Origin of the sequence: Microbacterium sp. SCN 71-21 (assembly GCF_001725695.1) — a bacterium.
GTDB lineage: Bacteria > Actinomycetota > Actinomycetes > Actinomycetales > Microbacteriaceae > Microbacterium > Microbacterium ginsengisoli.
The window spans coordinates 37,222-61,423 of sequence record NZ_MEGA01000001.1 but is presented as its reverse complement, the minus strand read 5'-3'; the positions used below and the strand labels follow the sequence as shown (position 1 = coordinate 61,423).

At 71.4% G+C, this 24,202-nt stretch carries 23 protein-coding genes and 3 tRNA genes; 9 read left to right on the top strand and 17 right to left on the bottom strand.

The genetic code is table 11. The annotated features are described in order from the left end of the window. The first annotated feature begins 245 nt into the window (after positions 1 to 245). Positions 246 to 1,496 carry a calcium:cation antiporter family protein gene (locus ABT08_RS00325; RefSeq protein WP_288113629.1) on the top strand — a complete coding sequence of 417 codons (1,251 nt, stop codon included), beginning with the start codon at positions 246 to 248 and terminating at the stop codon, positions 1,494 to 1,496. A 15-nt stretch (positions 1,497 to 1,511) separates the two neighbouring features. Here ABT08_RS00325 and ABT08_RS00320 read toward each other — a convergent pair whose 3' ends face one another. The 5 genes from ABT08_RS00320 to ABT08_RS00300 form a co-directional block, all read right to left on the bottom strand. Continuing rightward, positions 1,512 to 2,117, bottom strand: coding sequence for a dihydrofolate reductase family protein (locus ABT08_RS00320; protein ID WP_045247777.1), 606 nt, complete (start codon positions 2,115 to 2,117; stop codon positions 1,512 to 1,514). Positions 2,118 to 2,529: 412 nt separating this feature from the next. Further along, positions 2,530 to 2,603 (bottom strand) — tRNA-Met (locus ABT08_RS00315). 24 nt (positions 2,604 to 2,627) lie between these two features. Further along, positions 2,628 to 2,699 (bottom strand) — tRNA-Thr (locus ABT08_RS00310). Positions 2,700 to 2,780: 81 nt separating this feature from the next. Beyond that, complete coding sequence (locus ABT08_RS00305) at positions 2,781 to 4,118, bottom strand: M23 family metallopeptidase (protein ID WP_288113627.1); 1,338 nt, start codon at positions 4,116 to 4,118, stop codon at positions 2,781 to 2,783. A 232-nt stretch (positions 4,119 to 4,350) separates the two neighbouring features. Beyond that, the gene (locus ABT08_RS00300; RefSeq protein ID WP_056519350.1) at positions 4,351 to 5,151 is read right to left on the bottom strand and encodes an inositol monophosphatase family protein; all 801 of its coding nucleotides are present in this window, start codon (positions 5,149 to 5,151) and stop codon (positions 4,351 to 4,353) included. Positions 5,152 to 5,226: 75 nt separating this feature from the next. Here ABT08_RS00300 and ABT08_RS00295 point away from each other — a divergent pair, with 75 nt between their 5' ends. Beyond that, complete coding sequence (locus ABT08_RS00295) at positions 5,227 to 6,792, top strand: phytoene desaturase family protein (RefSeq protein ID WP_288113625.1); 1,566 nt, start codon at positions 5,227 to 5,229, stop codon at positions 6,790 to 6,792. Positions 6,793 to 6,899: 107 nt separating this feature from the next. Here ABT08_RS00295 and ABT08_RS00290 read toward each other — a convergent pair whose 3' ends face one another. The 5 genes from ABT08_RS00290 to ABT08_RS00270 all read right to left on the bottom strand — a co-directional run bounded on the left by ABT08_RS00290 (position 6,900) and on the right by ABT08_RS00270 (position 10,306). Next, entirely contained in the window at positions 6,900 to 7,850 is a 951-nt protein-coding gene (locus ABT08_RS00290; protein WP_288113623.1) for a hypothetical protein, read from the bottom strand. 120 nt (positions 7,851 to 7,970) lie between these two features. Then, complete coding sequence (locus tag ABT08_RS00285) at positions 7,971 to 8,552, bottom strand: YdeI/OmpD-associated family protein (RefSeq protein WP_056207692.1); 582 nt, start codon at positions 8,550 to 8,552, stop codon at positions 7,971 to 7,973. Positions 8,553 to 8,659: 107 nt separating this feature from the next. Further along, positions 8,660 to 8,741, bottom strand: a tRNA-Tyr gene (locus ABT08_RS00280). A 95-nt stretch (positions 8,742 to 8,836) separates the two neighbouring features. Continuing rightward, positions 8,837 to 9,757 carry a PfkB family carbohydrate kinase gene (locus ABT08_RS00275; protein WP_056207694.1) on the bottom strand — a complete coding sequence of 307 codons (921 nt, stop codon included), beginning with the start codon at positions 9,755 to 9,757 and terminating at the stop codon, positions 8,837 to 8,839. Between the two features lie 69 nt (positions 9,758 to 9,826). After that, a complete protein-coding gene (locus tag ABT08_RS00270) occupies positions 9,827 to 10,306 on the bottom strand; it encodes an FBP domain-containing protein (protein ID WP_045247769.1) in 480 nt (159 codons plus the stop codon). Between the two features lie 72 nt (positions 10,307 to 10,378). Here ABT08_RS00270 and ABT08_RS00265 point away from each other — a divergent pair, with 72 nt between their 5' ends. Then, positions 10,379 to 10,867 (top strand): YajQ family cyclic di-GMP-binding protein, encoded by a 489-nt coding sequence (locus tag ABT08_RS00265; RefSeq protein ID WP_045247768.1) that lies wholly within the window; start codon positions 10,379 to 10,381, stop codon positions 10,865 to 10,867. A 407-nt stretch (positions 10,868 to 11,274) separates the two neighbouring features. Continuing rightward, a complete protein-coding gene (locus ABT08_RS00260; RefSeq protein WP_288113620.1) occupies positions 11,275 to 12,432 on the top strand; it encodes an FAD:protein FMN transferase in 1,158 nt (385 codons plus the stop codon). 39 nt (positions 12,433 to 12,471) lie between these two features. On the opposite strand, the gene ABT08_RS00255 is transcribed toward ABT08_RS00260, so the two are convergent. Next, positions 12,472 to 13,476 carry an alpha/beta hydrolase gene (locus tag ABT08_RS00255; RefSeq protein ID WP_056207697.1) on the bottom strand — a complete coding sequence of 335 codons (1,005 nt, stop codon included), beginning with the start codon at positions 13,474 to 13,476 and terminating at the stop codon, positions 12,472 to 12,474. 81 nt (positions 13,477 to 13,557) lie between these two features. Here ABT08_RS00255 and ABT08_RS00250 point away from each other — a divergent pair, with 81 nt between their 5' ends. From ABT08_RS00250 to ABT08_RS00240, 3 genes are all read left to right on the top strand, one after another. Next, positions 13,558 to 14,781, top strand: a complete 1,224-nt coding sequence (locus ABT08_RS00250) for a low temperature requirement protein A (RefSeq protein ID WP_288113617.1) — start codon at positions 13,558 to 13,560, stop codon at positions 14,779 to 14,781. 112 nt (positions 14,782 to 14,893) lie between these two features. Beyond that, positions 14,894 to 15,316, top strand: coding sequence for an SRPBCC family protein (locus tag ABT08_RS00245; protein WP_056207701.1), 423 nt, complete (start codon positions 14,894 to 14,896; stop codon positions 15,314 to 15,316). Then, on the top strand, positions 15,309 to 15,740 hold the full coding sequence (locus ABT08_RS00240; protein WP_056207702.1) for a MarR family winged helix-turn-helix transcriptional regulator: 432 nt from the start codon (positions 15,309 to 15,311) through the stop codon (positions 15,738 to 15,740). Before ABT08_RS00245 ends, ABT08_RS00240 begins: the two co-directional genes overlap by 8 nt. Positions 15,741 to 15,774: 34 nt before the next feature. Here the strand turns inward: ABT08_RS00240 and ABT08_RS00235 are convergent, their stop codons facing one another. From ABT08_RS00235 to ABT08_RS00220, 4 genes are all read right to left on the bottom strand, one after another. After that, on the bottom strand, positions 15,775 to 16,974 hold the full coding sequence (locus tag ABT08_RS00235; protein WP_288113616.1) for a multidrug effflux MFS transporter: 1,200 nt from the start codon (positions 16,972 to 16,974) through the stop codon (positions 15,775 to 15,777). Further along, complete coding sequence (locus ABT08_RS00230) at positions 16,971 to 18,344, bottom strand: FAD-dependent oxidoreductase (RefSeq protein ID WP_288113615.1); 1,374 nt, start codon at positions 18,342 to 18,344, stop codon at positions 16,971 to 16,973. The genes ABT08_RS00235 and ABT08_RS00230 overlap by 4 nt, the downstream gene beginning before the upstream one ends. A 63-nt stretch (positions 18,345 to 18,407) precedes the next feature. Continuing rightward, positions 18,408 to 19,469 carry a polyprenyl synthetase family protein gene (locus tag ABT08_RS00225; RefSeq protein ID WP_056207712.1) on the bottom strand — a complete coding sequence of 354 codons (1,062 nt, stop codon included), beginning with the start codon at positions 19,467 to 19,469 and terminating at the stop codon, positions 18,408 to 18,410. An 87-nt stretch (positions 19,470 to 19,556) separates the two neighbouring features. Beyond that, on the bottom strand, positions 19,557 to 20,276 hold the full coding sequence (locus ABT08_RS00220) for a demethylmenaquinone methyltransferase (protein WP_288113614.1): 720 nt from the start codon (positions 20,274 to 20,276) through the stop codon (positions 19,557 to 19,559). Between the two features lie 48 nt (positions 20,277 to 20,324). On the opposite strand from ABT08_RS00220, the gene ABT08_RS00215 reads away from it, so the two are divergent. Next, a complete protein-coding gene (locus tag ABT08_RS00215) occupies positions 20,325 to 21,611 on the top strand; it encodes an isochorismate synthase (RefSeq protein WP_416361451.1) in 1,287 nt (428 codons plus the stop codon). Positions 21,612 to 21,629: 18 nt separating this feature from the next. Here ABT08_RS00215 and menD read toward each other — a convergent pair whose 3' ends face one another. Together menD and ABT08_RS00205 are read right to left on the bottom strand one after the other, a co-directional pair. Next, on the bottom strand, positions 21,630 to 23,519 hold the full coding sequence (menD, locus tag ABT08_RS00210; protein WP_502685863.1) for a 2-succinyl-5-enolpyruvyl-6-hydroxy-3-cyclohexene-1-carboxylic-acid synthase: 1,890 nt from the start codon (positions 23,517 to 23,519) through the stop codon (positions 21,630 to 21,632). Beyond that, a complete protein-coding gene (locus ABT08_RS00205; protein ID WP_045247759.1) occupies positions 23,410 to 23,775 on the bottom strand; it encodes a PLDc N-terminal domain-containing protein in 366 nt (121 codons plus the stop codon). Before ABT08_RS00205 ends, menD begins: the two co-directional genes overlap by 110 nt. A 105-nt stretch (positions 23,776 to 23,880) precedes the next feature. Here ABT08_RS00205 and ABT08_RS00200 point away from each other — a divergent pair, with 105 nt between their 5' ends. Next, a complete protein-coding gene (locus tag ABT08_RS00200) occupies positions 23,881 to 24,195 on the top strand; it encodes a DUF4229 domain-containing protein (RefSeq protein ID WP_045247758.1) in 315 nt (104 codons plus the stop codon). The last annotated feature ends 7 nt before the right edge of the window (positions 24,196 to 24,202 follow it).

Genomic DNA, 24,202 nt, shown 5'->3' with positions numbered 1-24,202 from the left:
GTGTTCGGAAACCCGAAAGCGTGAGACTTCCGCTCTCAGCTTGCTCGCGCGGGGCGGCGCCCGTCAGGGTGGAGGGAGCGAAGGGGAGTAGTTCCTCGCGGCTGCGTCGACATACTGATCGGTTCACGGTGATCCGATCCGGCGGGCCACTCCGTCCGCGGAGCGAACGAGACCTTCGGCCATGTCCCTGGCCGGAGTGTCTGCGTCACCGCGTCCTCTCGGCCTGCCCGATCGAGGAGTCTTCGATGCCCCCCGCCCTCATCCGAAAGATCGCCCTGTGCCTGGCGATCGCCGCCCCCGCGATCGTGTTCCGCGCGACCGGATTCGCGCCCAGCCCGCTGCTCGACATGGTGGTCTTCGGCGCCGCGGTCGTCGCGTCGTCGTTCCTGCTGGCGTGGGCCGCGGAGTCCGCGCAGAAGGACATCTCCGGCGGGCTCGCGATCGCCATCCTCGCTCTGATCGCCGTGCTGCCCGAGTATGCCGTCGATCTCTACTGCGCCTACCGCTCGGGCTTCGACCCGGCGTACGAGCAGTATGCCGCGGCGAACATGACGGGCTCCAACCGCTTGCTGCTCGGGTTCGGCTGGCCTCTCGTCGTGATCGTCGCGATCGCGGTCGCGAACCGTTCACTCCCCCGGCGCGACCCGGCCCGACGCGCGTTCCTTCCGCTTCCGCGTGCGGCGCGTTTCGATGTCGGCTTCCTCGCCATCCTCGCGGTGATCGCCTTCGCCATCCCGCTGCTGGGTGCCATCCCCATCTGGTTCGGCGTCGTGCTCATCGCGGTGTTCGCCGTCTACCTGTGGCGATCGGGACGCATCCACTCGGAGGGCGAGGAGGAGTTCGTGGGCACCGCAGCGCTGATCGCGGACCTCCCGACCGGCCGGCGTCGAGCCGTCGTGATCTCACTGTTCGTGGTCGCCGCGGCGATCATCCTGGCGTGCGCGGAGCCGTTCGCGACGAGCCTCGTCGACACGGGTGTCTCGCTCGGATTCGACAGCTACTTCCTCGTGCAGTGGCTGGCGCCGCTGGCGTCGGAGGCACCCGAGTTCATCGTCGCCGTGATGTTCGCGCTGCGCGGCATGGGTGCCGCCGCCATCGCGACGCTCATCGCCTCGAAGATCAACCAGTGGAGCCTGCTGGTCGGGTCCCTCCCGATCGCGCACTACCTCGGTGGCGGCGGCAGTGAGCTCGGCCTCGATGCTCGCCAGGTCGAGGAGTTCGTGCTCACCGGCACGCAGACGGTAATGGGGGTGGCGATCATCATCGGCCTGCGGTTCCACCGCTGGTCGGCGATCGCGTTGGCGGCGATCTTCGCGGTGCAGTTCTTCGTCACCGACACGACCGGGCGCTACGTGCTCAGCGCCGTGCAGGTGCTCATCGCGGTCGGACTCCTCATCGCGCACCGTCGCGACATCGGCGCGACGCTGGCCGCCCCGTTCCGACGGTCGACGCACTTCGCCGCCCACGAGCGCGACGAGCTGGTCGCCGCGCGCTGACGTCGTGTCGGGCGCTCAGCCGACGCGGCGGTAGCGGATGTGGGTCGCGAGCGGCGAGTGCAGCACCTCGACGGGTTCGAACCCGAAGGTCTCGCGACCCTCGAAGATGCGCTCCCCTGACCCCAGCAGCACGGGTGCGATGTCGAGGGTGAGCTCGTCGATGACATCCGCCTCGAGAGCCTGACGAACAGTGGATGCCCCGCCGGCGATGTCGACGCCGAGGTCACCCGCCGTCTCGACCGCTCGGGCATAGGCGGCATCGAACCCGTCGGTGACGAAGTGGAAGACGGTGCCGCCGTCCATCACGATCGACTCGTGCGGGTGGTGGGTGAGCACGAAGACGGGTGCGTGGTAGGGCGGTTCGGGGCCCCACCATCCGCTCCACTCGTCGGCCCAGGCACCGCGCGACGGGGCGTACATGTTGCGACCCATCACGTAGGCACCCCTCGGGCGCATGAGCCAGCCCGCGGCGACCGCGTCGGCCTCGTTCGCCCGGGGGTCGCCGATGTGCCACCGGTGCAGCTCGATGCCCCGCTCCCCCAGTCCCGCATCGATCGACTGGTTCGGACCGGCGATGAACCCGTCAAGCGAGATCGAGACGTGACACGTGGTGTCGGACATCGGCGGGGTCCTCTCGGGGGGCGGGACGTGCTGCCGACACGCTACCTCGTCGGCGGCGTCGGTGGATGCAGGTCATGGTCTGGGTGACGTGCGGCGTGGTGGTGATCGGGCTGGCATCGCTGACGATTCCCATGGTGTCGGCCGTGATGGACGCGGCCGCGCAGACGTCGGGTGGCGCGGCCGCGCCCGGGCAATCTCCGCACGCCGTCACACCGTCCGACGCGCAGTCAGACCCGCGGCGGTCGGCACCGACGACGGCCGCTTCCACTCCCGGAAGCGGCGGCACGTCGTATCACATCGATCCGGATGACGTTCTGCTGCTCGACCCTCGGTCGTCGACGTCCCCCTGAGCGTTCGGCGAGGTCCCGCCCGTGAACGACGAAACCCCCGGCGAACCGGGGGTTTTCTTCTGTAGCAGGAGCGGGGCTCGAACCCGCGACCTCACGATTATGAGTCGTGCGCTCTCACCAACTGAGCTACCCTGCCGCAACGCATGTCAGACATGCTGCGAGCCCCGAGTCAGGATTGAACTGACGACCCCTTCCTTACCATGGAAGTGCTCTGCCACTGAGCTATCGGGGCGTGCCGCCCTTTCGGGCAACCACACGAGGATATCAGAGCCGCGGCCGGTCACCGAACCGGATCCTCCCCGCGGATGACGGGTCATCCGCCCGCGTGCGAACGCAACCAGGGCAGCGGATCGATGGGAGTCGTGCCGTTCTGCAGCACCTCGAAGTGGAGGTGCGCACCGAACGAGTACCCGGTGTCGCCGACCTGGCCGATGATCTCGCCGACCTTCACGTGGTCACCGGCCTTGACCCGCAGCGAGCCGTACGCCATGTGCGCGTAGCGCGTCGCGACGGGCTGCCCGTCGATCACGTGATCGATGATGATCATCACGCCGTATCCGCCGCCGCTCTCGGTGGCGACGCGTACGACGCCGTCGGCGACGGCCTGGATCTTCGCTCCGGCGCCCGGGGTGAAGTCGAGACCCTCGTGGAACTCACCCGTGCGCCAGCCGAAGCCGTAGCTGATCGAGACGCCGACGGCGAACGGCCACTGGATGGGCGAGTTCGGGTTGTTGGTGAAGAAGTTCGAGAAGTGGGAGATGCCGAGCGAGGCCGCCATGTCGGCCTTCGAGCCCGTGGTGTAGTCGCTGCGGTCGAGCGAGGATGTCTGCACCTCGCTGGGTACGGCGAATGCCTGAATCGCACTCTCACCGCCACCGGTGCTGTTCGATGCGGCGAGCGAGACCGCGTTGGTGACAGATGCGGTGCCGGATGCCGCGGCCACCGCCTGGGACGGAAGCGTCATGCCGACCGCGACGAGGCCGACGATGCCCATCGCGCCGACCGAGAACGAGGTGGTGGCGACCCGGCGGAACACGCTCTTGCGCGGCATGGCCGACGACGGAGCAGATGCCGGTGCGTTCTTCGCGCCGCGGCCTCGGTGCGCGCGGCCGGTCGGAGCCTCGTCGGCGATGACCTGCTCGGGAGCCGACTCGGCCACAGAGATGATGGGGGTGGGGCCGCTCTCAGCGAATCGGCGCAGAGCCTCAGCGAAGGCGTCGACATCGTCGGCCTCACGCGACGGCGCCGATGCGTCCGCATCTGCTGCGGGGGCATCGGCGCGGGGAGCGGACTCTGCGGCGGTGTGCGCGTGAGCGACCGGTGACGTCGGCAACGCCAACGGAAGCTCGCGCTGCGGGCTCGCGACGATCTCGACGACCGTCGCAGCGGCGGGAGCCTGCTCGGCGGCCTCGGGCTCGACGGCGACGAGTTCGACCACCTCGGCGCCGACGACCTCGCTCAGCGCCGGCAGTTCGAGCTCACGGCCGCGCGCAGCGCGGCGGGTGAGGGGAGCGACCACCGGCGCCGCCGCACGAACGGAGCGGCGGGTGAGCGGAGCGACGACAAGAGCGTCAGCGATGGCGACCGCATCGACGATGGATGCCGCGGGCTCGACGGTCGACGAAGTGACGGGCTCCTGAATCTTGGTCACCGACGGCACCGGCGTCGCAGTGCTCGCGGAATCGCGGCGGGAACGACGGGTCGGCAGGCTGTCGGATGCGGGTGTCTCAGAAGTCAAAGCACAAAAGTCTCACGTCTTGTCGCGCCAGCGACGGTCTTGCGTTCGGGTGGTGTTCGTGACTCGGCGGGTACCGGAAGATAACGAACTCATAAACAGTAACCCGATCGCCTGAGGATTGCCAGGGCATGTCGCGGCACGAAACCTAGCCGTTACGCAGGGCCTCGGCGAGCTTCTCAAACAGGGGAGCCGGGGCCGCGATCGAGAGTGGTCGGGCCGCGGCATCCGGACCGCCCTCGCGCCAGAACACGCCACCCGCCTCTTCGACCAGCAGGGCTCCGGCGGCGACGTCCCACGGCTTGAGTCCGCGCTCGTAGTAGCCGTCGAGCCGGCCGGCCGCGACAGCGGCGAGATCGAGGGATGCCGCGCCCATACGCCGCAGGTCGCGCGCGAGGGGCAGCACCGCGCCCACGGCGGCGAGATCGCCGGCGTGGGTGGCGGGGTCGTAGCCGAAGCCGGTTCCGAGCAGGGCACCGGCGGGGCCGATCTCGGGAGATACGTGCAGGCGGTGATCGCCGAGCCAGGCACCTTCGCCGCGCGCGGCCCGGTAGAGCTCTCCGAGCGCCGGGGCGTAGACGACGCCCGCGAGCGATTCCCAGGCGGTCGGGTCGCTGCTGCCGGTCACGATGCCGATGCTGACGGCGTAGATCGGGAGGCCGTACGCGTAGTTGACCGTGCCGTCGATGGGGTCGACCACCCAGACGATGCCGGTGCGGGAATCGGCGCCGCCGGACTCCTCGCCGAGGAAGCCGTCATCGGGGCGGGCGGCGGCGATGCGATCGCGGATCAGCGCCTCGACCTCGCGGTCGGCCTCGGTCACGATGTCGGCGAGCGCGGACTTCGTCGCCGCGATCGTCACACCCTCGGCCCGTCGGCGGGCGGCGAGCTCTCCCGCCTCCCGGGCGATCTCGACGGCGAGCGACTGCAGTTCGAGCGGGAGGGTCATACCGCCACGCTATCGCCCGGGCCGCGGCATCCGGCCCGTCGGTGACGCCGCAGGGCGGACCGCTAGCGTGAGGCCATGACCCCCACGCACGATGTCGTGATCATCGGCGGCGGCCACAATGCCCTCGTCGCGGCCGCCTACCTCGGCCGGGCTGGACGCTCGGTCGTCATCCTCGAGCGGCTCGCTCATCTCGGCGGCGCCGCCGTCTCAGAGCGCCCGTGGGCGGGCGTGGATGCCTCACTCTCGCGCTACTCGTACCTGGTGAGCCTGCTCCCCCGCCGCATCGTCGACGACCTGGGCCTGCGCGTCGAGCTGCGACGCCGGCGCTACTCGTCCTACACACCAGACCCGGCTGACCCGTCACGGGGCGTGCTGGTCGACACGCAGGATGCCGCGGCCACCGCCCGCTCGATGACCGCCACGACGGGCGACCCGGAGGAGGCCTCCCGCTATCGCGACCTGCTCACCAGGCTCGCGCCGCTCGCGACGGCGGTGTTCCCGACGATGACCGAGCCGCTGCCGACGGCGGCGACGGTGCGCGCGCGGCTCGGCGACGACGAACTGTGGGAACAGGTGACCGAGCGACCTCTCGGCGAGCTCGTGCGCGCGAGTCTCCTGACCGATCTGATGCGCGGGGTCGCTCTCACCGACGGGCTCATCGGCACGTCGTCATGGTCGGACGACCCCTCTCTCGCCCAGAACCGGTGCTTCCTCTATCACGTGATCGGTGGCGGCACCGGCGACTGGGACGTGCCCGTCGGCGGCATGGGACGGGTCAGCGCAGAGATGGAGCGGGCAGCCCGCGAGGCGGGTGCCGAGGTGCGCACGCGCGCGGAGGTGACGAGCGTGTCACCCGACGGCGAGGTGCGCTGCGCCGATGGGCGGGTGGTGCGCGGGAGGCTCGTGCTGTCGGGCGTGGGGGCCGCCGTTCTCGCCGATCTGGTGACGGCCGGTGGGGGCGAGGCATCCGCTGTCTCTCGTCCGGCCGGCGCGCAGGTGAAGGTCAACATGCTGCTGCGTCGACTGCCGCGGCTGCGCGACACATCCGTGGCCCCCGAGGCGGCGTTCGCGGGAACCTTCCACGTGAACGAGCGGATGAGCGATCTGGATGCCGCGTACGCCACGGCGCGCGCCGGTCGCGTGCCCGATCCGCTGCCGGCGGAGATCTACTGTCATTCGCTGACGGACCCGTCGATCCTCGGACCCGAGCTGCGCAGCGCCGGCGCCCAGACCCTGACACTGTTCGGGCTGCAGGTGCCGCACGCGTTGGTGACCGGACGCGACGCCGCGGGCGCGCGCGACGAGGTGCAGTCCGCGGCGATCCGGTCGCTGAACGCGGTGCTTGACGAACCGATCGAGGACTGCCTGTGGATCGCGCCCGACGGGTCGCCGTGCATCGAGGCGCGCACGACCGACGATCTCGAACGCTCACTCGGCATGGTCGGCGGTGACATCTTCCACGGCCCGTTGTCGTGGCCGTGGCTCGATGACGCCCCCGATGCCGCACCCGCCCGCTGGGGCGTCGCGTCAGGCGTCGACGGGGTGCTGCTGTGCGGATCGAGCGCGGTGCGAGGTGGCGCGGTCAGCGGCATCGGCGGTCACAACGCGGCGATGGCGGCGCGGGAGCTGCTCGAGGCCTGAACCCCAGGTTCAGTCGCGGGCCGCCGTTCCATCGGGTCGCGCGGCCCGTCGCCGAGTCAGGTCACGCGGGGAGGGCGCGATCTGACCGTGGGTGTGCGACCCGGCGGTCACTCCGTGGGCGTCTGCGGCGGCAGCGGAAGGCGCGGCGGAAGCGTCGGGTCACCGGTCGGCGCAGCGACGGGAGCCGCGGGCGCCGGTGCGGCAGCGGGGGCCGTGCCCGGAGCGGGATAGCTGGGCCGGCCCGTGTAGTACGCGTTCCAGTCCGGCGTGCCGTTCGGCAGCGGAGGCAGCGGCGTGACCCGGTCGGCGTAGGTCGGCCATCCGGGCGGGGGCCCCGCGACCAGGGGCTTGGGAGTCCGCGGCGCGAACAGCACGGTCACGAGCGGCACGAGGGCGGTGCCGACGGCGGCGAGGATCGCGACGGCGACCGTGAGGCGCCAGTAGATGTCGTGGAAGCGCAGGAACTCCTGCAGCACGAGCGGGATCACCAGCAGCACGGCGAGGATGCCGACCAAGGCGATGGTCGCGAGAGACGTGACCGTGGTGAACGACGTGCGGAACCGCAGCCATGCCTTCACGTAGAGGCGCACGTGCAGCACGGCGAGCTGGAGGATCAGCACCACGAGAAAGAACGAGAAGGTGCGCTGCGCGCCGAGAAGCGGGTCGACACCGTCATACGACGGGACGAGCGGGTTGGAGCCGCTGCCGTAAGGATCGTCGTAGCCGCTTTGCGCGGAGCCTGCCGGCATCCAGATGAAGATCGCGCCGATGAGCAGCGTCACGACCCACACCGTCATGCTGACCAGCACGAACCACACCGGACGCCGCGATGACAGCCGCGCCTCGACGATCGAGACCCCGGCGAATGCGGCGAGCAGGAAGATCGTGAGGAACGCCCGCCCGATGAGGCCGTTCTGGTTGCCCACGAGCACCCAGACGACGCTCACGATTGCTGCGGCGATGAGTGCGCCGATGGCGACCCAGATCGATGCACGCACCAGTGGGGACGAGGTCGACCCGTTCGCGGCGGGCGGGGTGGCGGGCGTCGGCTGCGTCATGAGAGGGATCCGTTCTGCGGGTCGGTCGCGCTGCCCCCATCGTGGCATGCGGCGTCCCCGCGGCCCAGGACGATGACGTCCCGCTGTGGATGACCGCCAGCGGGAAGCGTGCGGGGAGGGCTACTGGGGGTGCGGACGCTCACCGCGCGCGAACTGCGCGACCAGCCGGTCGAGTCGCGCGGCGCGGGTCTCGGCCGTGGTGGCGGTCATGAGGCGGTGCAGCACTGCGTAGCGGTTGTTCGCGTTCGCCGTGGCGAAGGTCTCGACGGCGGTCGGGCCGGCCGCGGCGAGCGCGGCGACGAGGTCGTCGGGCACCTCCGCGGTCGCCGCCCCGGAGTATGCGCGATCCCAGCGACCGTCGGACTGTGCCGCATCGATCTCGATCTGGCCACGCGCGCGCATGCGCGCATCGGCGATGAGTCGTTCGACGATCTCGACGTTGCGGGCCGACCACATCGATCGCTTGCGGCGCGGGGTGAAGCGCTGCAGGAAGGTGGCCTCGTCGTTCGAGCGCTTCTGCCCGTCGATCCAGCCGCTGCACAGCGCCTCTTCGAGCGCCTCCTGGTAGACGAGGGAGGTCGGCTCGGTCACGCCCTTCTTGGCGAGCGCCAACCACACCCCGTCGGACTCGTCATCGTGAGCGATCAGCCATTCCCGCCACGCGGCGACGTCGACGACGACGAACACCTCGATGTCGGTCATTGGTCGAATCCGGATGCCGCGGTCACGCGCCCGAGCATACGGGCGGGGCGGGACATCCGCCCGGAAAAACGTGGAACGGGCCTCGACATGCGAGGCCCGTTCTGGGGTGGCAGGTGAGGGATTCGAACCCCCGAAGGCTGAGCCGGCTGAGTTACAATCAGATCCCTTTGGCCGCTTGGGTAACCTGCCATGGCGCACCCGCCCGGCTTTTTCAGTCGACCGGAGGCGCGATCTCCGATCTTACCCGCGATGCGGTCCGTGTCGAAATCGGCCCGGGTGCGCGCTCAGGTGCCGATGCGGTCGAGGTCGATGCCGCCCAGCGACTCGGGGAGCCGCAGCAGGGCGCCCTCGACGCGGCAGGTCGCGGCCGCGACATCCATCGCCCGGTGCAGCACCGCGCGCCACGCGTCGCCGCTCTCCGGACGCCCCTCGATGACGGATGCCGCGACCGACGCGAGCACCGCATCGCCGGCTCCCATCGTGTCGACGATGCGTCCCGGCAGGGCCGAGACGGGCAGCGACACATCGGCGTCCCCGGCGACGATGCGCGCGCCCGCAGAACCGCGGGTCGCGAGCACCGCCCCGACGCCGAGGCCGACGAGTCGGTCGGTGAGCGCATCGAGGGAGATGCCGTAGAGCAGCTCGGCGTCGTCGTCGCCCACCTTGACGAGGGTCGCCCCCGCGGCCGCGCGCTCGAACCCGCGCACGAACTCGTCGCGGTCGTGCAGCATGCCGGCGCGAGGATTCGGATCGATGGCGACGACGGATGCCGCGGCCACCGCGTCGATCAGCTCGTCGGTCTGGGCGCGGTCGTCGAACGGCACGCAGCTGATCGCGACGAGCGGCGCGGCGGCGATGGCCGCACGCTCGGCGGCGCCGTAGACGACTCGCCGCTGTTGGGCGGCCGTGTTGAAGACGTAGGTCGGCTCGCCGCCGGCGCTGCGCGTGCTGACCGCGCGCGAGGTGCCGTGCGGTGACGCGGAGGCGATCAGCTCGACCCCGTAGTCGGCGAGGAACCCGCGGATGCGCTCCCCCGGCTCGTCGTCGCCGACCATCGCGATGAGGCTCGTCGGCACGCCGAGACGCGACAGTCCGACGGCGACGTTCAGGGCCGCACCGCCGACGAACTCGCGCACCCCGCTGTCGTCGCGCAGTTCGTCGATGAGCGCGTCGCCGATCACGACGACCCGGGATTCAGCGGCCATGGATGCTCCTTCGCAGTCGTGCCCACTCTGTCAGCGCGGAGCGCAGGGCGCCACCGCACGCGGGGCGTGTCAGACGCGCTCGGCGACGCGGGCGACGAACGACTCCGCCCGCTCCTTCGTGCCGTCGATGCGCACGTCGACGCTCGCCCGGATCTCGCCCGGCGCCAGCGGCGCCGCCAGCCGCACGTTCTCGTGGCAGCTGAGATCGGCGCAGATGTAGGTGCCGACGCTCGACCCCGAGGCATCCGGAAGTCGCGCCGAGAAGAGCGTCACCTGGTTGCCCGGCTGCATCGTGTGGCAGAGGTTGCACAGGCCCACATGTCCGCGTGACGACGAGGATGCCGCGCGCAGCACGACCCCGTGCGGGGAGCCGTCGCGTTCGGCGACGAGGTAGCCGCGGTCTCGGTTCTCGGGGTCGCGCCAGGCGAGGAAGTCGAGGTGGTCCCAGTCGAGGATCGGGAAGTCGTGCGGCAGGGCCAGCAGACGCAGGTCGTCGGTCGAGGCGTTCACGAACGCGGCGCGCAGATCGTTCTCGGTGAGCGCGTGCATGCCGACCAGTCTACGAACCGGGCAGCGCCCCGGCTCGGGACGCCGCCACACGCCGCGGCTAGACTCGCGGGCATGGCAGACAGCTCCTTCGATATCGTCAGCAAAATCGATCGTCAGGAGGCCGACAACGCCCTCAACCAGGCGCACAAAGAGGTCGAGCAGCGCTACGACTTCAAGGGCACCGACGCGTCGATCGCGTGGAGCGGCGAGCAGATCCTCATCAAGGCGAACAGCGAGGAGCGCGCGAAGGCCGTGCTCGACGTGTTCCAGTCGAAGCTCATCAAGCGCGGCATCTCGCTGAAGTCGCTCGACTCCGGGGACCCCGTCGCCAGCGGCAAGGAGTACCGCATCACCTCGAGCCTCAAGGAAGGCATCTCGCAGGAGAACGCGAAGAAGATCGGCAAGATCATCCGCGACGAGGGCCCCAAGACCGTGAAGAGCCAGATCCAGGGCGACGAGCTGCGCGTGACCTCGAAGTCGCGCGACGACCTGCAGGAAGTGCAGCGCCTCCTCAAGGCCGCCGACCTCGACGTCGACCTGCAGTTCGTCAACTACCGGTGATCGCGCCGGACCTCGAGGACTCCGACCGGGCCACCGACGACCAGATACTCGCCGCATATCGCGAGATGGGATTCGAACCCTCCGAAGCCAAGGCCTACCTCGCTGCTTTTCGCGGCCGAATGCCGCCGGGGCCGGGGGTGGACTAAGTCGCGGAGAGCGGGACCGCGCGGTGATCGACCCGGATGCCGCGGCATCCCGTCACAGCAATCGCATAGCGTTCTCTCCCCGCCCGCCCGGCGCAGACCTGGGGAGCGCATCAGTGCGACGCGCACGCTTCTTTCACAACGGAAGGAGCATCCGATGCGCAGAAGTGAGAAGGCGAAGCTGCGGGCGACCCTCGCGACCGCCGCGGTGATCTCAGCCGGAGCGGGCGTGCTGATCGCCGCCGCCCCCGCGGTCGCGACCGAGTGGAGCGGAACGAGCACGACCTCGACGTCGTCCTCGAGCACGGGCACCTCGAGCACGGGGACGTCGAGCACGGGCACATCCGGCTCGAGCACGTCGTCGTCGGGCACCACCAGTTCGGGCACCACCAGTTCGGGCACGACGTCGTCCGGTTCGAGCTCGAGCTCGAGCAGCGGATCGACCAGCTCGAACTCCGGCTCGGTCTCGAGCGGATCCGGCACCACCTCGCACGGCACGACGTCGGGCTCACGATGACCGCCGCGCACGAGTGGGCGCTGTGGTCGACCGACGCCCGCCTCGTGGTCACCCGCGACGACGCCCTCCCGATGGCGATCGAGGTCGCGCAGCGCGAGCTCGCGATCATCGCCGCCGCGGTCGACCGGTTCGACGCGACATCCGAACTCAACCGCATCTCCGACCGGCTGCCGGACGGAGTGCGTGTGAGCGCCACGCTCGCCGACTTCGTGCGCGCCGCCCTCGAGGCCGCCGAGCTCACCGGCGGACTCGTCGACCCCACCGTGCGCACCGCGATGGACGCCCTCGGCTACGACCGCGACATCCGCCTGATCCTCGACGACGACCGGCCCATCCGCGTCGTCGTGCGTCACACCCCCGGGTGGCGCCGCATCACGCTCGACGGCGACCTGCTGACCGTGCCCGCGCACCTCTCCCTCGACCTCGGCGCGACCGCGAAGGCGCTCGCCGCCGATCGCGTGGCAGCCGCAGTCGCCGTCGCGTGCGACTGTGGCGTGCTGCTCTCCCTCGGCGGCGACATCGCCTGCGCCGGCCCCGAGCCGGTCGGCGGCTGGCAGGTGACGGTGCAGGATGCCGCGGGCGAGCCGATCGACCAGGTCACCCTGCGCGCGGGCGCGGGCATCGCGACATCCAGTGTTCTTCATCGCCGGTGGCAGCGGGCGGGACGCGACATCCATCACATCGTCGACCCGCGCACCGGGGAGCCGGCGCCCGAGGCGTGGCGCACCGTGACGGTCGCGGCGCGCAGCTGCGTGGAGGCGAACGCCCTGTCGACGGCAGCGATCATCCGCGGTGCGCAGGCGCCCGCGTGGCTCGCCGACCTCGCGCCGGCCCGCCTCGTGTCGGCTGCCGGCGACGTGGTCACGACCGGCGGGTGGCCGGCGCCGACCCGCCTCGCCGCGTAAGTCGAGCGCGCACGGCCCAACGCCCTCGAGCGATGCCGCCTACCCTCGCGCAAGCACCCCGTCGGCCCAGCGCGCGAGACGCGCGTACGCCTCCTCGCGGGCATCGTGGCGCGACAGGAAGACGTCGTGCAACGCACCCTCGATGCGCTCGACCGTCACCGACGAGCCGAGCTGCACCGCCGCGCGGGCGATGTCGTCGACCACGAGCACGCTGTCGGCACGGGTGAGCTCCTCGCTCCACCGGGTGGGCACGGCGCTGCGCGCCGACAGCAGCACGCACACTGGCGCGTCGATGCGCAGCCCCGCCTCGACGCGCGCGTGCCCCGCGAGAATCGCGTTCAGCCACCCGGTGTGCACGGCCATCGTCTGCTCGGGACGCCAGTCGAGATCGATCGACACCGGATCGGTCGGGTCGGCCACCTCGCGCTGCGCCCGTGTGTAGAAGCCGAGATCCACCTGCGGCACGGTCTCGTACGGACGCATCCGGGCCCCGATGCCGACGACCGGGGCGAGCGCACTGCGCCGACGCCCGGGCAGCTGGAACTCGAGCCACGGACTGTTCAGGATCACGGCTGCCGCCGCCCGCGGATGCCGGTCGGCCCACAGGCTCAGGGTCAGCCCGCCGGTCGAATGCCCGAGCAGCACGAGCCGGCGATGCGGATGCCGCCCCTCGCCGTCGCGACCCATGGCGCCGAGGGCTGCGGCGATGTCCTCGTCGTAGGTCGTGAGGTCGGTCACGTACCCGGGGGTCTGCCCGGGCCGGAGGCTGCGTCCGTACTTGCGAAGATCCAGGGCGAAGAAGCGGGCGCCACGGGAGGTCCAGAATCGGGCGAGCCTCGTCTGGAAGAAGTAGTCCGACCACCCGTGCACGTAGAGCACATCGACGTCTCCGAGCGGCCTTGCGGCGAACCACGACGCCGGCCCCCGCTCAGGCACCGCACGCACCAGGGTGGCGACCACCGCACCCTCGGAGTCCTCCCCGAGGGGCAGGCTGAGCTGCATGAATCCGTCGCCGAGGATGTCGGCGCCCCACCCGACCGTCATGCCGCCAGCCTACGACCGCCCCGGACCGGCAAGATGATCCCCGTGACGATGAACACTCCCCCGCACGTCGCCGCAGGATCCGTGACCGCACGCATGCGCCGCATGCTCGGCCGGAACCCCCGCGAGCACGGCCGCGCAGCGACCCCACTCGAACTCCTCTTCGACCTGACGTTCGTCGTCGCGTTCGGCATCGCCGGATCCCAGATGGCGCACGAGATCGCGGAAGGACGTCTCGCCGTCGGGCTCGGCGGATTCGCCTTCGGGATGTTCGCGATCATCTGGGCCTGGATCAACTTCTCGTGGTTCGCCTCGGCGTTCGACACCGACGACTGGGTGTACCGCCTCACGACGATGGTGCAGATGGCGGGCGTGCTGGTCCTCGCCCTCGGCCTCTCCGACGTGTTCCACTCGCTGGAGGGCGGCCACGGCATCGACAACACGGTGGTCGTCGCCGGCTACGTGATCATGCGCGTCGCCATGCTCGCCCAATGGCTGCGCCTCGCAGCCCAGTCGCCCGCGCACCGCCGAACGGCGCTGATCTACGCGACGTTCATCGCGATCGCACAGATCGGGTGGGTAGCCACCGCCGTGCTGCATCTCGAACTCGGCCCCACCCTGGCGTTCGCGGCCGTGCTCTACCTCATCGAGCTCGGGGGTCCGCTGCTCGCCGAGCGGCGGCATCCGACCCCCTGGCATCCGCACCACATCGCGGAGCGCTACGGCCTGCTCGTGCTCATCGCCCTCGGCGAAGGCGTGCTCGGCACGGTGACCGCGGTGCAGCCGATCATCGCCGAGAGCGGCTGGTCGGGCGACGCGATCGTTCTCGTCGCGGCCGGCGTGACCCTCACCTTCGGCATGTGGTGGGCCTACTTCGCGGTGCCGTTCGGCCACCTGCTCGAGCATCGCCCCGGCGGCGGCTTCGTGTTCGGCTACCTGCACATGCTCGTCTTCGCGGCGGTCGCCGCGGCGGGGGCGGGACTCCATGTCGGCGCCTACGTGGTCGAGGGGCAGGCGCACGTCGACTTCGCGGTCGCCGTGCAGGTCGTCGCGATCGCGGTCGCCGTGTTCCTCGCGACCTATCTCGCGGTCGCCGCAACGCTCACACGCCGCGTGCGGCGCGCACACGCGGTGGCTCTGACGCTCGCTCTCGTCGTGCTCGCCACCGCCGTCGTCCTGGCCGAGATCGGCACATCGTTCGCGCTCTCGATCCTGCTCGTCGCCGCGGCACCCTGGGTCGTGGTGGTCGGCGAGGAGCTCACCGCAGGGCGATCGGCCGCGGCATCCGCTCGTCCCGTCGCCGAATAGCCCGAGTCGCGCCCGAGTCGTCGCGGTTCGGCGACCATCACGTCGCTGACGATGTGGACATCGACCCGCCGTCGAATTAGTATGTGCGCATACTGAATTGAGGGAGTTCGACATGTGGGTACGAGAGTTCACGGGCGAGTGCGACGCGACGCCGTCGGCGGTGTTCGCGATCATGGCCGACCCGGCGCGGTGGTCCGAATGGAACGACGGCGTCGCAGCCGTGCGCATCGACGACCCGTTCGCGGCGGGCACGACCGCGGTGATGGTGTTCCCCGACGGGAGCGAGCTGCCCTTCGAGCTCACGTGGGTCGAGGCGGAGCGTGGATACGAGGACCTCACACCCGTGCCCGATGCCGGGGTGACGGTGCGTGTCCGCCACGAGATCGAGGCGTGGGGAACCGGAAGCCGGGTGACCTATCGCTGCACGGTGGAGGGGCCTGACGAGGTGTCGGCCGAGGTCGGCGCGGGCGTGAGCGAGGACTTCGCCGACGTCATCGCCGCGCTCGGCGCACACGCGAAGCGCCCGCGTGGCTGACTCGCTCGAGCCGCGCGAGAGCCCCGGACTCCTCCTGTGGCGAGCGACGCTGAGTTGGCAGCGGGTCATCACGTCCACGCTCAAGCCGCTGGGCCTCACACACGTGCAGTTCGTGCTTCTCGCCAGCGCCTGGTGGCTGACCCGGGTGGCCGGGGAACGGCCGAATCAACGACGGATCGCCGAGCATGCGAACACCGACGCCATGATGACGTCGCAGGTCATCCGAGCGCTCGCGGAGAAGAATCTGCTGGTGCGCACGACCGACCCCGATGACGCCCGTGCGCACATCATCGACGTCACCGACGACGGCGTGGCCCTCGCGCTCCGGGCGGTTCAGGTGGTCGAGGAGGCCGACCGCCTGTTCTTCGAGTCGGCCGGCGACCGATCTGCACTGATGGCGGTGCTGACAGCGCTCAACCGGTGAGCCACGGTACCCGCTCCGCCGCGGGCGGCTCCGCCTAGGCGGCCGGCAGCGGCCGCGGACGGGTGAGCAGCACGACGACCGCCGCCACCGCCGATGCGACGAGCGCGACGAGCGCCATCGGCACCGCCGTGTCCTCGCCCCACAGGCCGACGAGCGGGGAGGCGATCGCCCCGACGAGGAACTGGCTCGACCCGAGCAGGGCCGCTCCCGCGCCCCGCGCCGCAGCCGCGCGGGCGAGAGCGAGCGCACTCGCGTTCGACATGATGAGACCCGTCGCCGAGGTCAGCACGAACGCGCACAGGATGAACGTCGCCGGCTGCAGCGCCCCCGTGAGCGCGAGCACCGCCAGCGCGACCGAGGCGACGACGGAGAGCGCGACGCCGACCAGCAGCATCCGTCTCACGCCGACTCTCGGCGCGACCCGCGCGTTGACGAGGTTCGAGAGCACGATGCCCGCCGCTCCCGCCGCGAACCCGAACGCATACACGAGGGGCGGCATGCGCAGCACGGTCTGGCCGACGAACGGCGAGGCGGAGATGTAGGCCATCATCGCGGCGAAGCCGAACGCGAACACCGTCACATAGCCGCGCACGCCGCCGTCACGCAGCAGCGTGCCATACCGCGCGAACGCGCTCGCCACCCCTCCTGCGTGTCGCTTCTCGGGCGGCAGCGACTCCGGCACCACCGCCACGGCGAGCACGAACATCGCGACCGAGATCGCGGCGAGCACCCCGAGCACCCCGCGCCAGCCGGCGATCGCCGCGACCGCGCCGCCGATGGGGGGTGCGATGAGCGGCCCGAGCCCGACGAGCATCGCGATGAGGCTCAGCGCCCGCACCGCCGTCTCGCCCTCGCTGAGGTCCACGGCGATCGCGCGGGCGAGCATCATGCCCGCGGCTCCCGTCAGACCCTGCACCAGGCGCAACGCGATGAACACCTCGACGGTCGGCGTGAACGCCATCGCGACACCGGATGCCGCGAACACCGCCAACGCGATGACCAACACGGGGCGCCTGCCGAACCGGTCGGACAGAGGTCCGAGGATCAGTTGACCCACGCCAATGCCGATGAGGAACGCGGTGAGGGTCAGCTGCACGCTCGAGGCGGGAGCGGCGAGATCGGTGCCGATCTGCGTGAACGACGGAAGGTACATGTCGACCGCGAACGGGCCGACCGCCGTGATGAACCCGAGTGCCGCGAGCAGCCCGGGGGTGGGTCGCCGTGCCGCGGTCATTCGCCGCGGGAGATGCTGATCATCTCGTCGCGCGGAACGACCTTGATGCGTGCGCGCTCGTGCGCAGCCCCGAGGGCGATCTCGTGCTCGTCGAGGCGGTGCCAGCCCTCGAGGTCGGTCCAGCGCACACCGCGCTCGGCGAGGAGCGCGGGGATCGCCTCTTCGGACGGGTCCTCGGGCTGCCACCACGACGCCTGGTCGCCCACGAGGTGGCGCACGGTCTCCATCGCGTCGGACTTAGTGTGGCCGATGAGCCCCACCGGCCCGCGCTTGATCCACCCGGTCGCATAGACGCCCGGAACGATCTCGTTCGAGTCGGGCTCGAGAACCTGACCCTCGTGGTTCGGGATGACCCCGTGCCGGTCGTCGAACGGCACTCCCGGCAGCGGCGAGCCGAAGTAGCCGACAGCGCGGTAGAGCTGCCCGATCGGCACCTCGCGCAGCTCGCCGGTGCCGACGACCCCGCCCTGCCCGTCGGGACGGGTGCGCTCGTAGACGAGGGACGCGACCCGGCCCGCGGCATCCGTCGTGACCTCGACAGGCTTCGCCCAGAAGTGCAGGTGCAGGCGGCGCGAGGCGGGCCCGGCAGCACCGTTCGCCGCCGGACGCGTGCGCCACTCCTGCAGCACGCGGTCGATGACCTTGACCTGCTTGTTGCTCGCGATCGCCGCGAGGGAGGCCTCGTCGTAGTCGAAGTCCTCGTCGTAGACGACCATGTCGACGTCGCGCAGCTCACCGAGCTCGCGCAGCTCGAGCGGGGTGAACTTCACCTGCGCCGGGCCGCGGCGGCCGAACACGTGCACGTCGGTGACGGGGCTCGCCTCGAGGATCTCGTAGACGTTGCCCGGCACCTCGGTCGGCAGCAGGTCGATCGCGTGCTTCGCGAGAATGCGCGACACGTCGAGCGCGACGTTGCCGACGCCGACGACAGCGACGGATGCCGCCTCGAGCGGCCAGGTGCGCGGGACGTCGGGGTGCCCGTCGAACCAGCTCACGAAATCGGCCGCGCCGTACGAGCCCTCGGCGTCGATCCCGGGGATGTCGAGGTCGGCGTCACGGATCGCTCCGGTCGCGAAGATTACCGCGTTGTAGTGCTTCTTCAGGTCCTCGAGGGTGATGTCGACGCCGTAGCGCACGTTGCCGAAGATGCGGATGTCACCCCGGTCGAGCACCTCGCGGAGCGCCGTGATGACGCCCTTGATGCGCGGGTGGTCGGGGGCCACGCCGTAACGAACGAGTCCGTAGGGAGCCGGCAGGTGCTCGAACAGATCGATCGAGACGTCGAAGGGCCGCTGTTCCTTCAGGAGGATGTCGGCGGCGTAGATCCCTGCGGGACCGGCACCGACGATGGCCAGCCGGAGCTTGGTCATGGGGGTGTCCTTTCGTGGGGCGCGACGCAGTCGGATGCCGCGGCGCGGCCGGGCGTCGGGGGGTCAGCTGCTGCGGTCGACGACCGCGTCGGCGAACCGCGTGAGGCCCTCGCGCACGGGCCCGGCGGGGAGCGGCGCCAGGGCGGCGACCGCGTCAGACGCCCACTGACGGGCGAGCTCGAGCGTGCGGAGGGTCGCGGGGTGCTCGCGCAGCCGGGTGAGCGGCTCGTCGAGGATCGCCGGGTCGGCGCCGTCGGCGATGCGGGCGACGCCCTCGTCGATGCGGGCGCGCAGGTCGACCGAGGCGGCGTCGGTGTCGGCGCCGAGCAGCAGGTAGGGCATGGTCGGAACGCCCGCGCGCAGGTCGGTGCCGGGCACCTTGCCGGTCTCGTCGGCGTCGGCCGAGAGGTCGATGACGTCATCGAGCAACTGGAACGCGACGCCCGCCTTGTCGCCGAAGACCTGCAGCGGCTCGGCGTACTCCTCGGGGCCGTTGCCGAACGTGATTCCGGCCTTCGCGGATGCCGCGATGAGTGAGCCGGTCTTGTCGGCGAGCACCTGCAGGTAGAACTCCACCGGGTCGTCGTCGTCGGACGCACCCACGGTCTCGTGCAACTGGCCGAGCACGAGTCGTTCGAACGTGTCGGCCTGCAGCTGGATGGCGGCATCGCCGTGGCGGGCCATGATCTGGCTGGCGCGGGAGAAGAGCAGGTCGCCGGTGAGGATGGCGATGCTGTTGCCCCACACGGCATGGGCGGCCGGAACGCCGCGGCGCACGTCCGCACCGTCCATGACGTCGTCGTGGTAGAGGGAGCCGAGGTGGGTGAGCTCGAGCGCGGCGGCACCCTCGATGACCGGCTGTGTCGCGCCGTCGCCGAGCTGCGCGGTGAGCAGCGTCAGCATCGGCCGCACCCGCTTGCCGCCGGCCTGGTAGAGGTAGCGGCTGGTGACGTCGGCGAGCCGATCGGTGAACGCGATCTCGGTCGCCAGCTGGGCCTCGACCTGCGCGAGACCCGCTTCGACCGTCTTCCACAGGCGACGGGAGGCCGGCCCCGCGAACACCCGCTCCGTCACGCTGAGGTGACCTGCCAGGGGCAGACCGGGCGCGGACGAGGTCGGAGTCACGCAGACAGCCTACCGGCGCTCACTCCACCGGTGGCCGCCGATCCCGTCGGTCGAGAACGCCTCGTAGCCGATGCCCAGGTGCGCCGATCAGGCCTTCACCGCACGGTGGAGCGCGACGATGCCGAAGGTGAGGTCGCGGTAGGCGACATCGGTCCAGCCGGCCTCGCGCACCCATGCGGCGAGCGCGCGCTGGGCGGGCCAGGCCTTGATCGACTCGTTGAGGTAGTCGTACGCATCGGCGTTCGAACTCACCCAGCGGGCGACGGTGGGCAGCACGCGGTCGTTGTAGAACCGGTAGAGCGCCGCGAAAACCGGATTCTGCGGCTGGGAGAACTCGCAGATCACGAGGCGGCCGCCGGGCTTGGTGACCCGCAGCAGCTCGGCGAGGGCGACCTTGGGCTCGGCGACGTTGCGCAGCCCGAACGAGATGGTGACGGCGTCGAACGATGCGTCATCGAACGGCAGCGCCATGGCGTCGGCTTCGACGAAGGAGAGATTCGGGATGCCGCCGTGCCGCCGCGCGCCCTCGGCGATCATGCCGGGCGAGAAGTCCGCGGCGACGACCTCGGCGCCGCTGCGGGCGAGTGCGACGCTCGATGCTCCTGTGCCCGCCGCGAGGTCGAGCACCCGCTCCCCCGGCTGCGGCGCGACGGCGCGGGTCATCGCGATGCGCCAGAGGCGATCGTTGCCGAGGCTCAGCAGCGTGTTGGTGCGGTCGTAGGCCGCGGCCACCTGATCGAACATGCCGCTCACACGGGCGGGATCCTTGCCCAGGTCGGCGCGGTTGGGCTCGTCGGCGGCGGTCACCCGTCGAGTCTAGGCGGGCCGGGCGAGGCCTAGGCTGGACGGGTGACCCTGCCCGCTCCCCCCCGACTGGTGGCGGTCACCCGGGAGACCATCGCGCACGAGGATCTGCTGGCTCTGGCGGACCCGCACACACCGCTGGTGTGGTCGCGGCGCGGCGACGGATTCGTCGGGATCGGTCGCCCGCTGATCACCCTCGAGGCATCCGCGGAGGCCGCGACCCGGCTCGCGTCGACGTGGCGCGCGATCGCGGATGCCGCGTCCGTCGACGACAAGGTGCACGCCCCCGGCACGGGCCTCCTCGCCTTCGGCTCTCTCGCGTTCGACGAGCACGCCGAGGCGCGCTCCCGTTCGGGTGCGACGTCGCGACTGGTGGTTCCGTCCGTCGTCGTCGGCCGCACCGGCGGGAAGACCTGGATCACGCGCATCACGAGGGAGGAGGCATCCGATCAGGGCGAGGATGTCGCCCCGATCCCGTACGGCCCGTACTGGTCGGCCACGCTCGGACCCGGCGCGCAGAGCCCCGAGGACTACACCCGCGCCGTCGCCGAGGCGGTGGCCCGCATCGGCCGCGGCGAGCTCGAGAAGGTGGTGCTGGCCCGCGACCTCGTGGGGTCGGTGCCGGCGGGCGCCGACCTGCGCCGGCTCGTGCGCGCCCTGCAGAGCGGCTACCCCGACACGTGGACCTTCGCCGTCGGCGGCCTCATCGGCGCGAGCCCCGAGACCCTCGTCACCGTGCACGACGGCACCCTCACCGCCCGGGTGCTCGCCGGCACCGCCGCGCGCGGCGCCGATGCCGATCGGGATGCCGCCGCCGCCGTCGCTCTCGCGACCAGCCAGAAGGATCTCGACGAGCACCGCTTCGCCGTGCAGAGCGTGCTCGACGCGCTCGCCGGTCACACGCGCGCGGTGACCGCCGCCGAGACGCCCTTCACCCTGAAGCTGCCCAACGTGTGGCACCTCGCGACCGACGTCGAGGGCGACCTGGGGCACGAGGCATCCGCTCTGGATCTCGTCGCGGTGCTGCACCCCACCGCCGCGGTCGCCGGCACCCCGACGGCGTCGGCCCTCGCGACGATCCGCGAGCTCGAGCCGTTCGACCGCGGACGCTACGCCGGTCCGGTCGGCTGGATCGACGGCGACGGCGACGGCGAGTGGGCGATCGCGCTGCGCTGCGCGCAGTTCGGCGCAGAGTCGTCGTCTCCCACGGCCGAGGATCGCGACGACATCCCGGTGACGGCGTTCGCGGGCGCCGGCATCGTCGCCTCGAGCGACCCCGAGGCGGAGCTGCTCGAGACCCGGGTGAAGTTCCGCCCGATCGTCGACGCGCTCGCCTGAGCGGATGCCGCGGCGCGCTCAGCGCTCGAGAGGCACCTCGATGAGCTGACGTCCGCCCGACGGCGATGTGAGCACCTGATCGAGCGCGGACCGTGTCGTGACGCGGTGGTACTCCCAGCCGTAGGCGAGGGCGAGCTGTTCGAGGCGCACGGTCTGCGGCGTGTACTGCACGCGATCCATCGCCTCGGGGCCTGCGATCTGGGCCACCTCGAGCCCGTCGAAGATCGTGCCGCCGCCGTCGTTGCCGACGATCACCTGGATGCGCGGTTCCGGCTCGCCGGGCGCGGCCAGCAGCGCGCCGACGTCGTGCAGCAGCGCGAGGTCGCCGAGGAGCACCCGGGTGACGCCCGGTCGCCCGTCCGCCTGCGAGGCGGCGGCGACGCCGAGGGCGGTCGCGATCGTGCCGTCGATACCCGCGAGCCCACGGTTGGCGTGCACCCGCACCTTCTTGCCGGCGAGCACCTGGTCGGCGACCCGAACGAGCCGCGACGATCCGAACACGAGTCGGTCGTGCGGCCAGGTCGCGCGCCAGACGGCGTCGACGAGCAGCGTGCGGTCGACCCGCTCCCGCGCGACCGCGAGCTCGGCGTCGATCGCACCGAGGCGGCGCTGAGGCTCGGCGGACGCGAGCGCATCGGCGTCGGGCGCGGGCGGGGTGAGATCGACGGATGCCTCGCGCGACGCCCGCAGCCATGCACCGAGCCACTCGCGGTCGGTGTCGCCGGGTTCGACGGCGAGCGCGTCGACGGCGAGGCTCTCACCGTTGAGGTTGAGCGGCTCGCCGGGGCCGCGCAGCGCGACAACCTCGACGTCGGCACGCGAGAGCAGGGCGGTGACCTCGCGGCTGAGAGTCGGATGCCCCAGCACCACCGCCCGCTCGACGGCTCCGCCGAGCGCGGGATCGCGGAGCAGTTCGCGATAGCCGTGCACGAGCTGCCGGCCGAACCGGGCGCCGGAGACGATCTCGGCGACGAGCGGCCAGCCGCCCAGGTGGGCGAGCTGCTCGGCGTCGGGCCCGGCGTCGGATCCGGCGATCACCACGGTGCGCGGACCCCGCACGAGCAGGTGCGGCAGGGGCTCGGGGTCGGTCGCGACATCCGCCTCGCCGATGCCGCCGCCGCCCTGGTAGAGCGCGCCGAACGACTCCTCTTCGCCCTCCTCGGCGGGGGCGGCGGGAACGGGAACGGCCGCAGCCTCGGCCGCGAACCAGGCCGGGAGGGGCCCGGCGAGCGGCTCGCGGTACGGCAGGTTCAGGTGCACCGGGCCGGCGGCGCGGGTGCCGGCACCGATGGCCTCCTCGACGGCCTGGGCGGCCACGGCGCGCAGCATCGCGGTCTGCTCGGCGGTGCCGTCGGGGTCGGTCTCCTCGGGCACCGGAAGATCGGTCTCGTGGCGCGCGGCGAGCGCGAAGAGTCCCGGCTGGCGGGTGGTCTGGTTCGCGCCCACGCCGCGCAGCTCGGGCGGGCGATCTGCGGTGAGCAGCAGCAGCGGCACACCGGCGTGGTGCGCTTCGAGGGCGGCAGGCAGCAGGTTCGCGACAGCGGTGCCCGAGGTGCAGATGACGGCGGCGGGCACACCGGACTCGCGGCCGATGCCGAGCGCCGTGAAGCCCGCGACGCGCTCATCGATGCGCACGTGCAGCTGGGCGAGTCCGCGGCGGTCGAGCTCCGCGGCGGCGAGGGCGAGGGCCTGGGAGCGCGAGCCGGGGCTGACGACGAGATGCCGCACCCCCTGCGCGACGAGCGCGCCCAGCAGGGCCGCGGCGGCATCCGTCGCCGGAGATCGATCGGTCACGCGGTCAGCCCTTGCGCTTCTCGTCGTCGTCGGTCGTACGGGGAGGGAGGTCGGGGTCGGCGTCCTCCGCGTCGAGGCGTGCCAACTCCTCTTCCAGCCGGCGGATGCGCTCATCCTGGTCGGAGAGATCCGCGAGCGACCCGAGGAACGCGGGGTCGTCGTCGGGGGCGGGCCGTCCGGCGGAACGAAGCCGCGAGCGGCCGATGGTGAACCAGAGCACCCCGCCGATGACCGGCAGGAGCAGCAGGATGAGGATCCACACGGGCTTGGACACGCCGCGGTGCCGGTCGGCCGGTTGCACAGCGCCGTCGATGACGCTGTAGATCCAGAACACGACCGCGAGCACTGCAACGATCAGCACGAGCCGCATGCCCTCATCCTAGGCGCGCCCGCCGGGGAGAGGCCTGGGGAGGACGGCGGGATGACGCATCCGCTCGTTCAGGCGACACGTCACCGGCCGACCTACGATGGAGGGATGTCCGCCCATCCCGTGCGCTCGGCCGTGCTCTACTCGGTGCTGCGTCTGCTCGCATTCGCCGTGCCGTTCGGCCTCATGATGCTGCTCCCGATCTTCCAGCAGTTCGTCTGGCTCGCCGCGATCTTCGCCGCACTGATCGGACTGAGCATCTCGGTGATCTTCCTGCGACGCCCCCTCGACGAGGTCACCACGACCCTCGCCGACAACCGCGAGCGTCGGCGCGCCGCGCGCAGCGGCGACCGCGTGCGCCGCAACGAGTTCGACGAGGACGAGGCGGCAGACGCCTACTTCGGCGACGACGACGCGCGCTGAGCGTCAC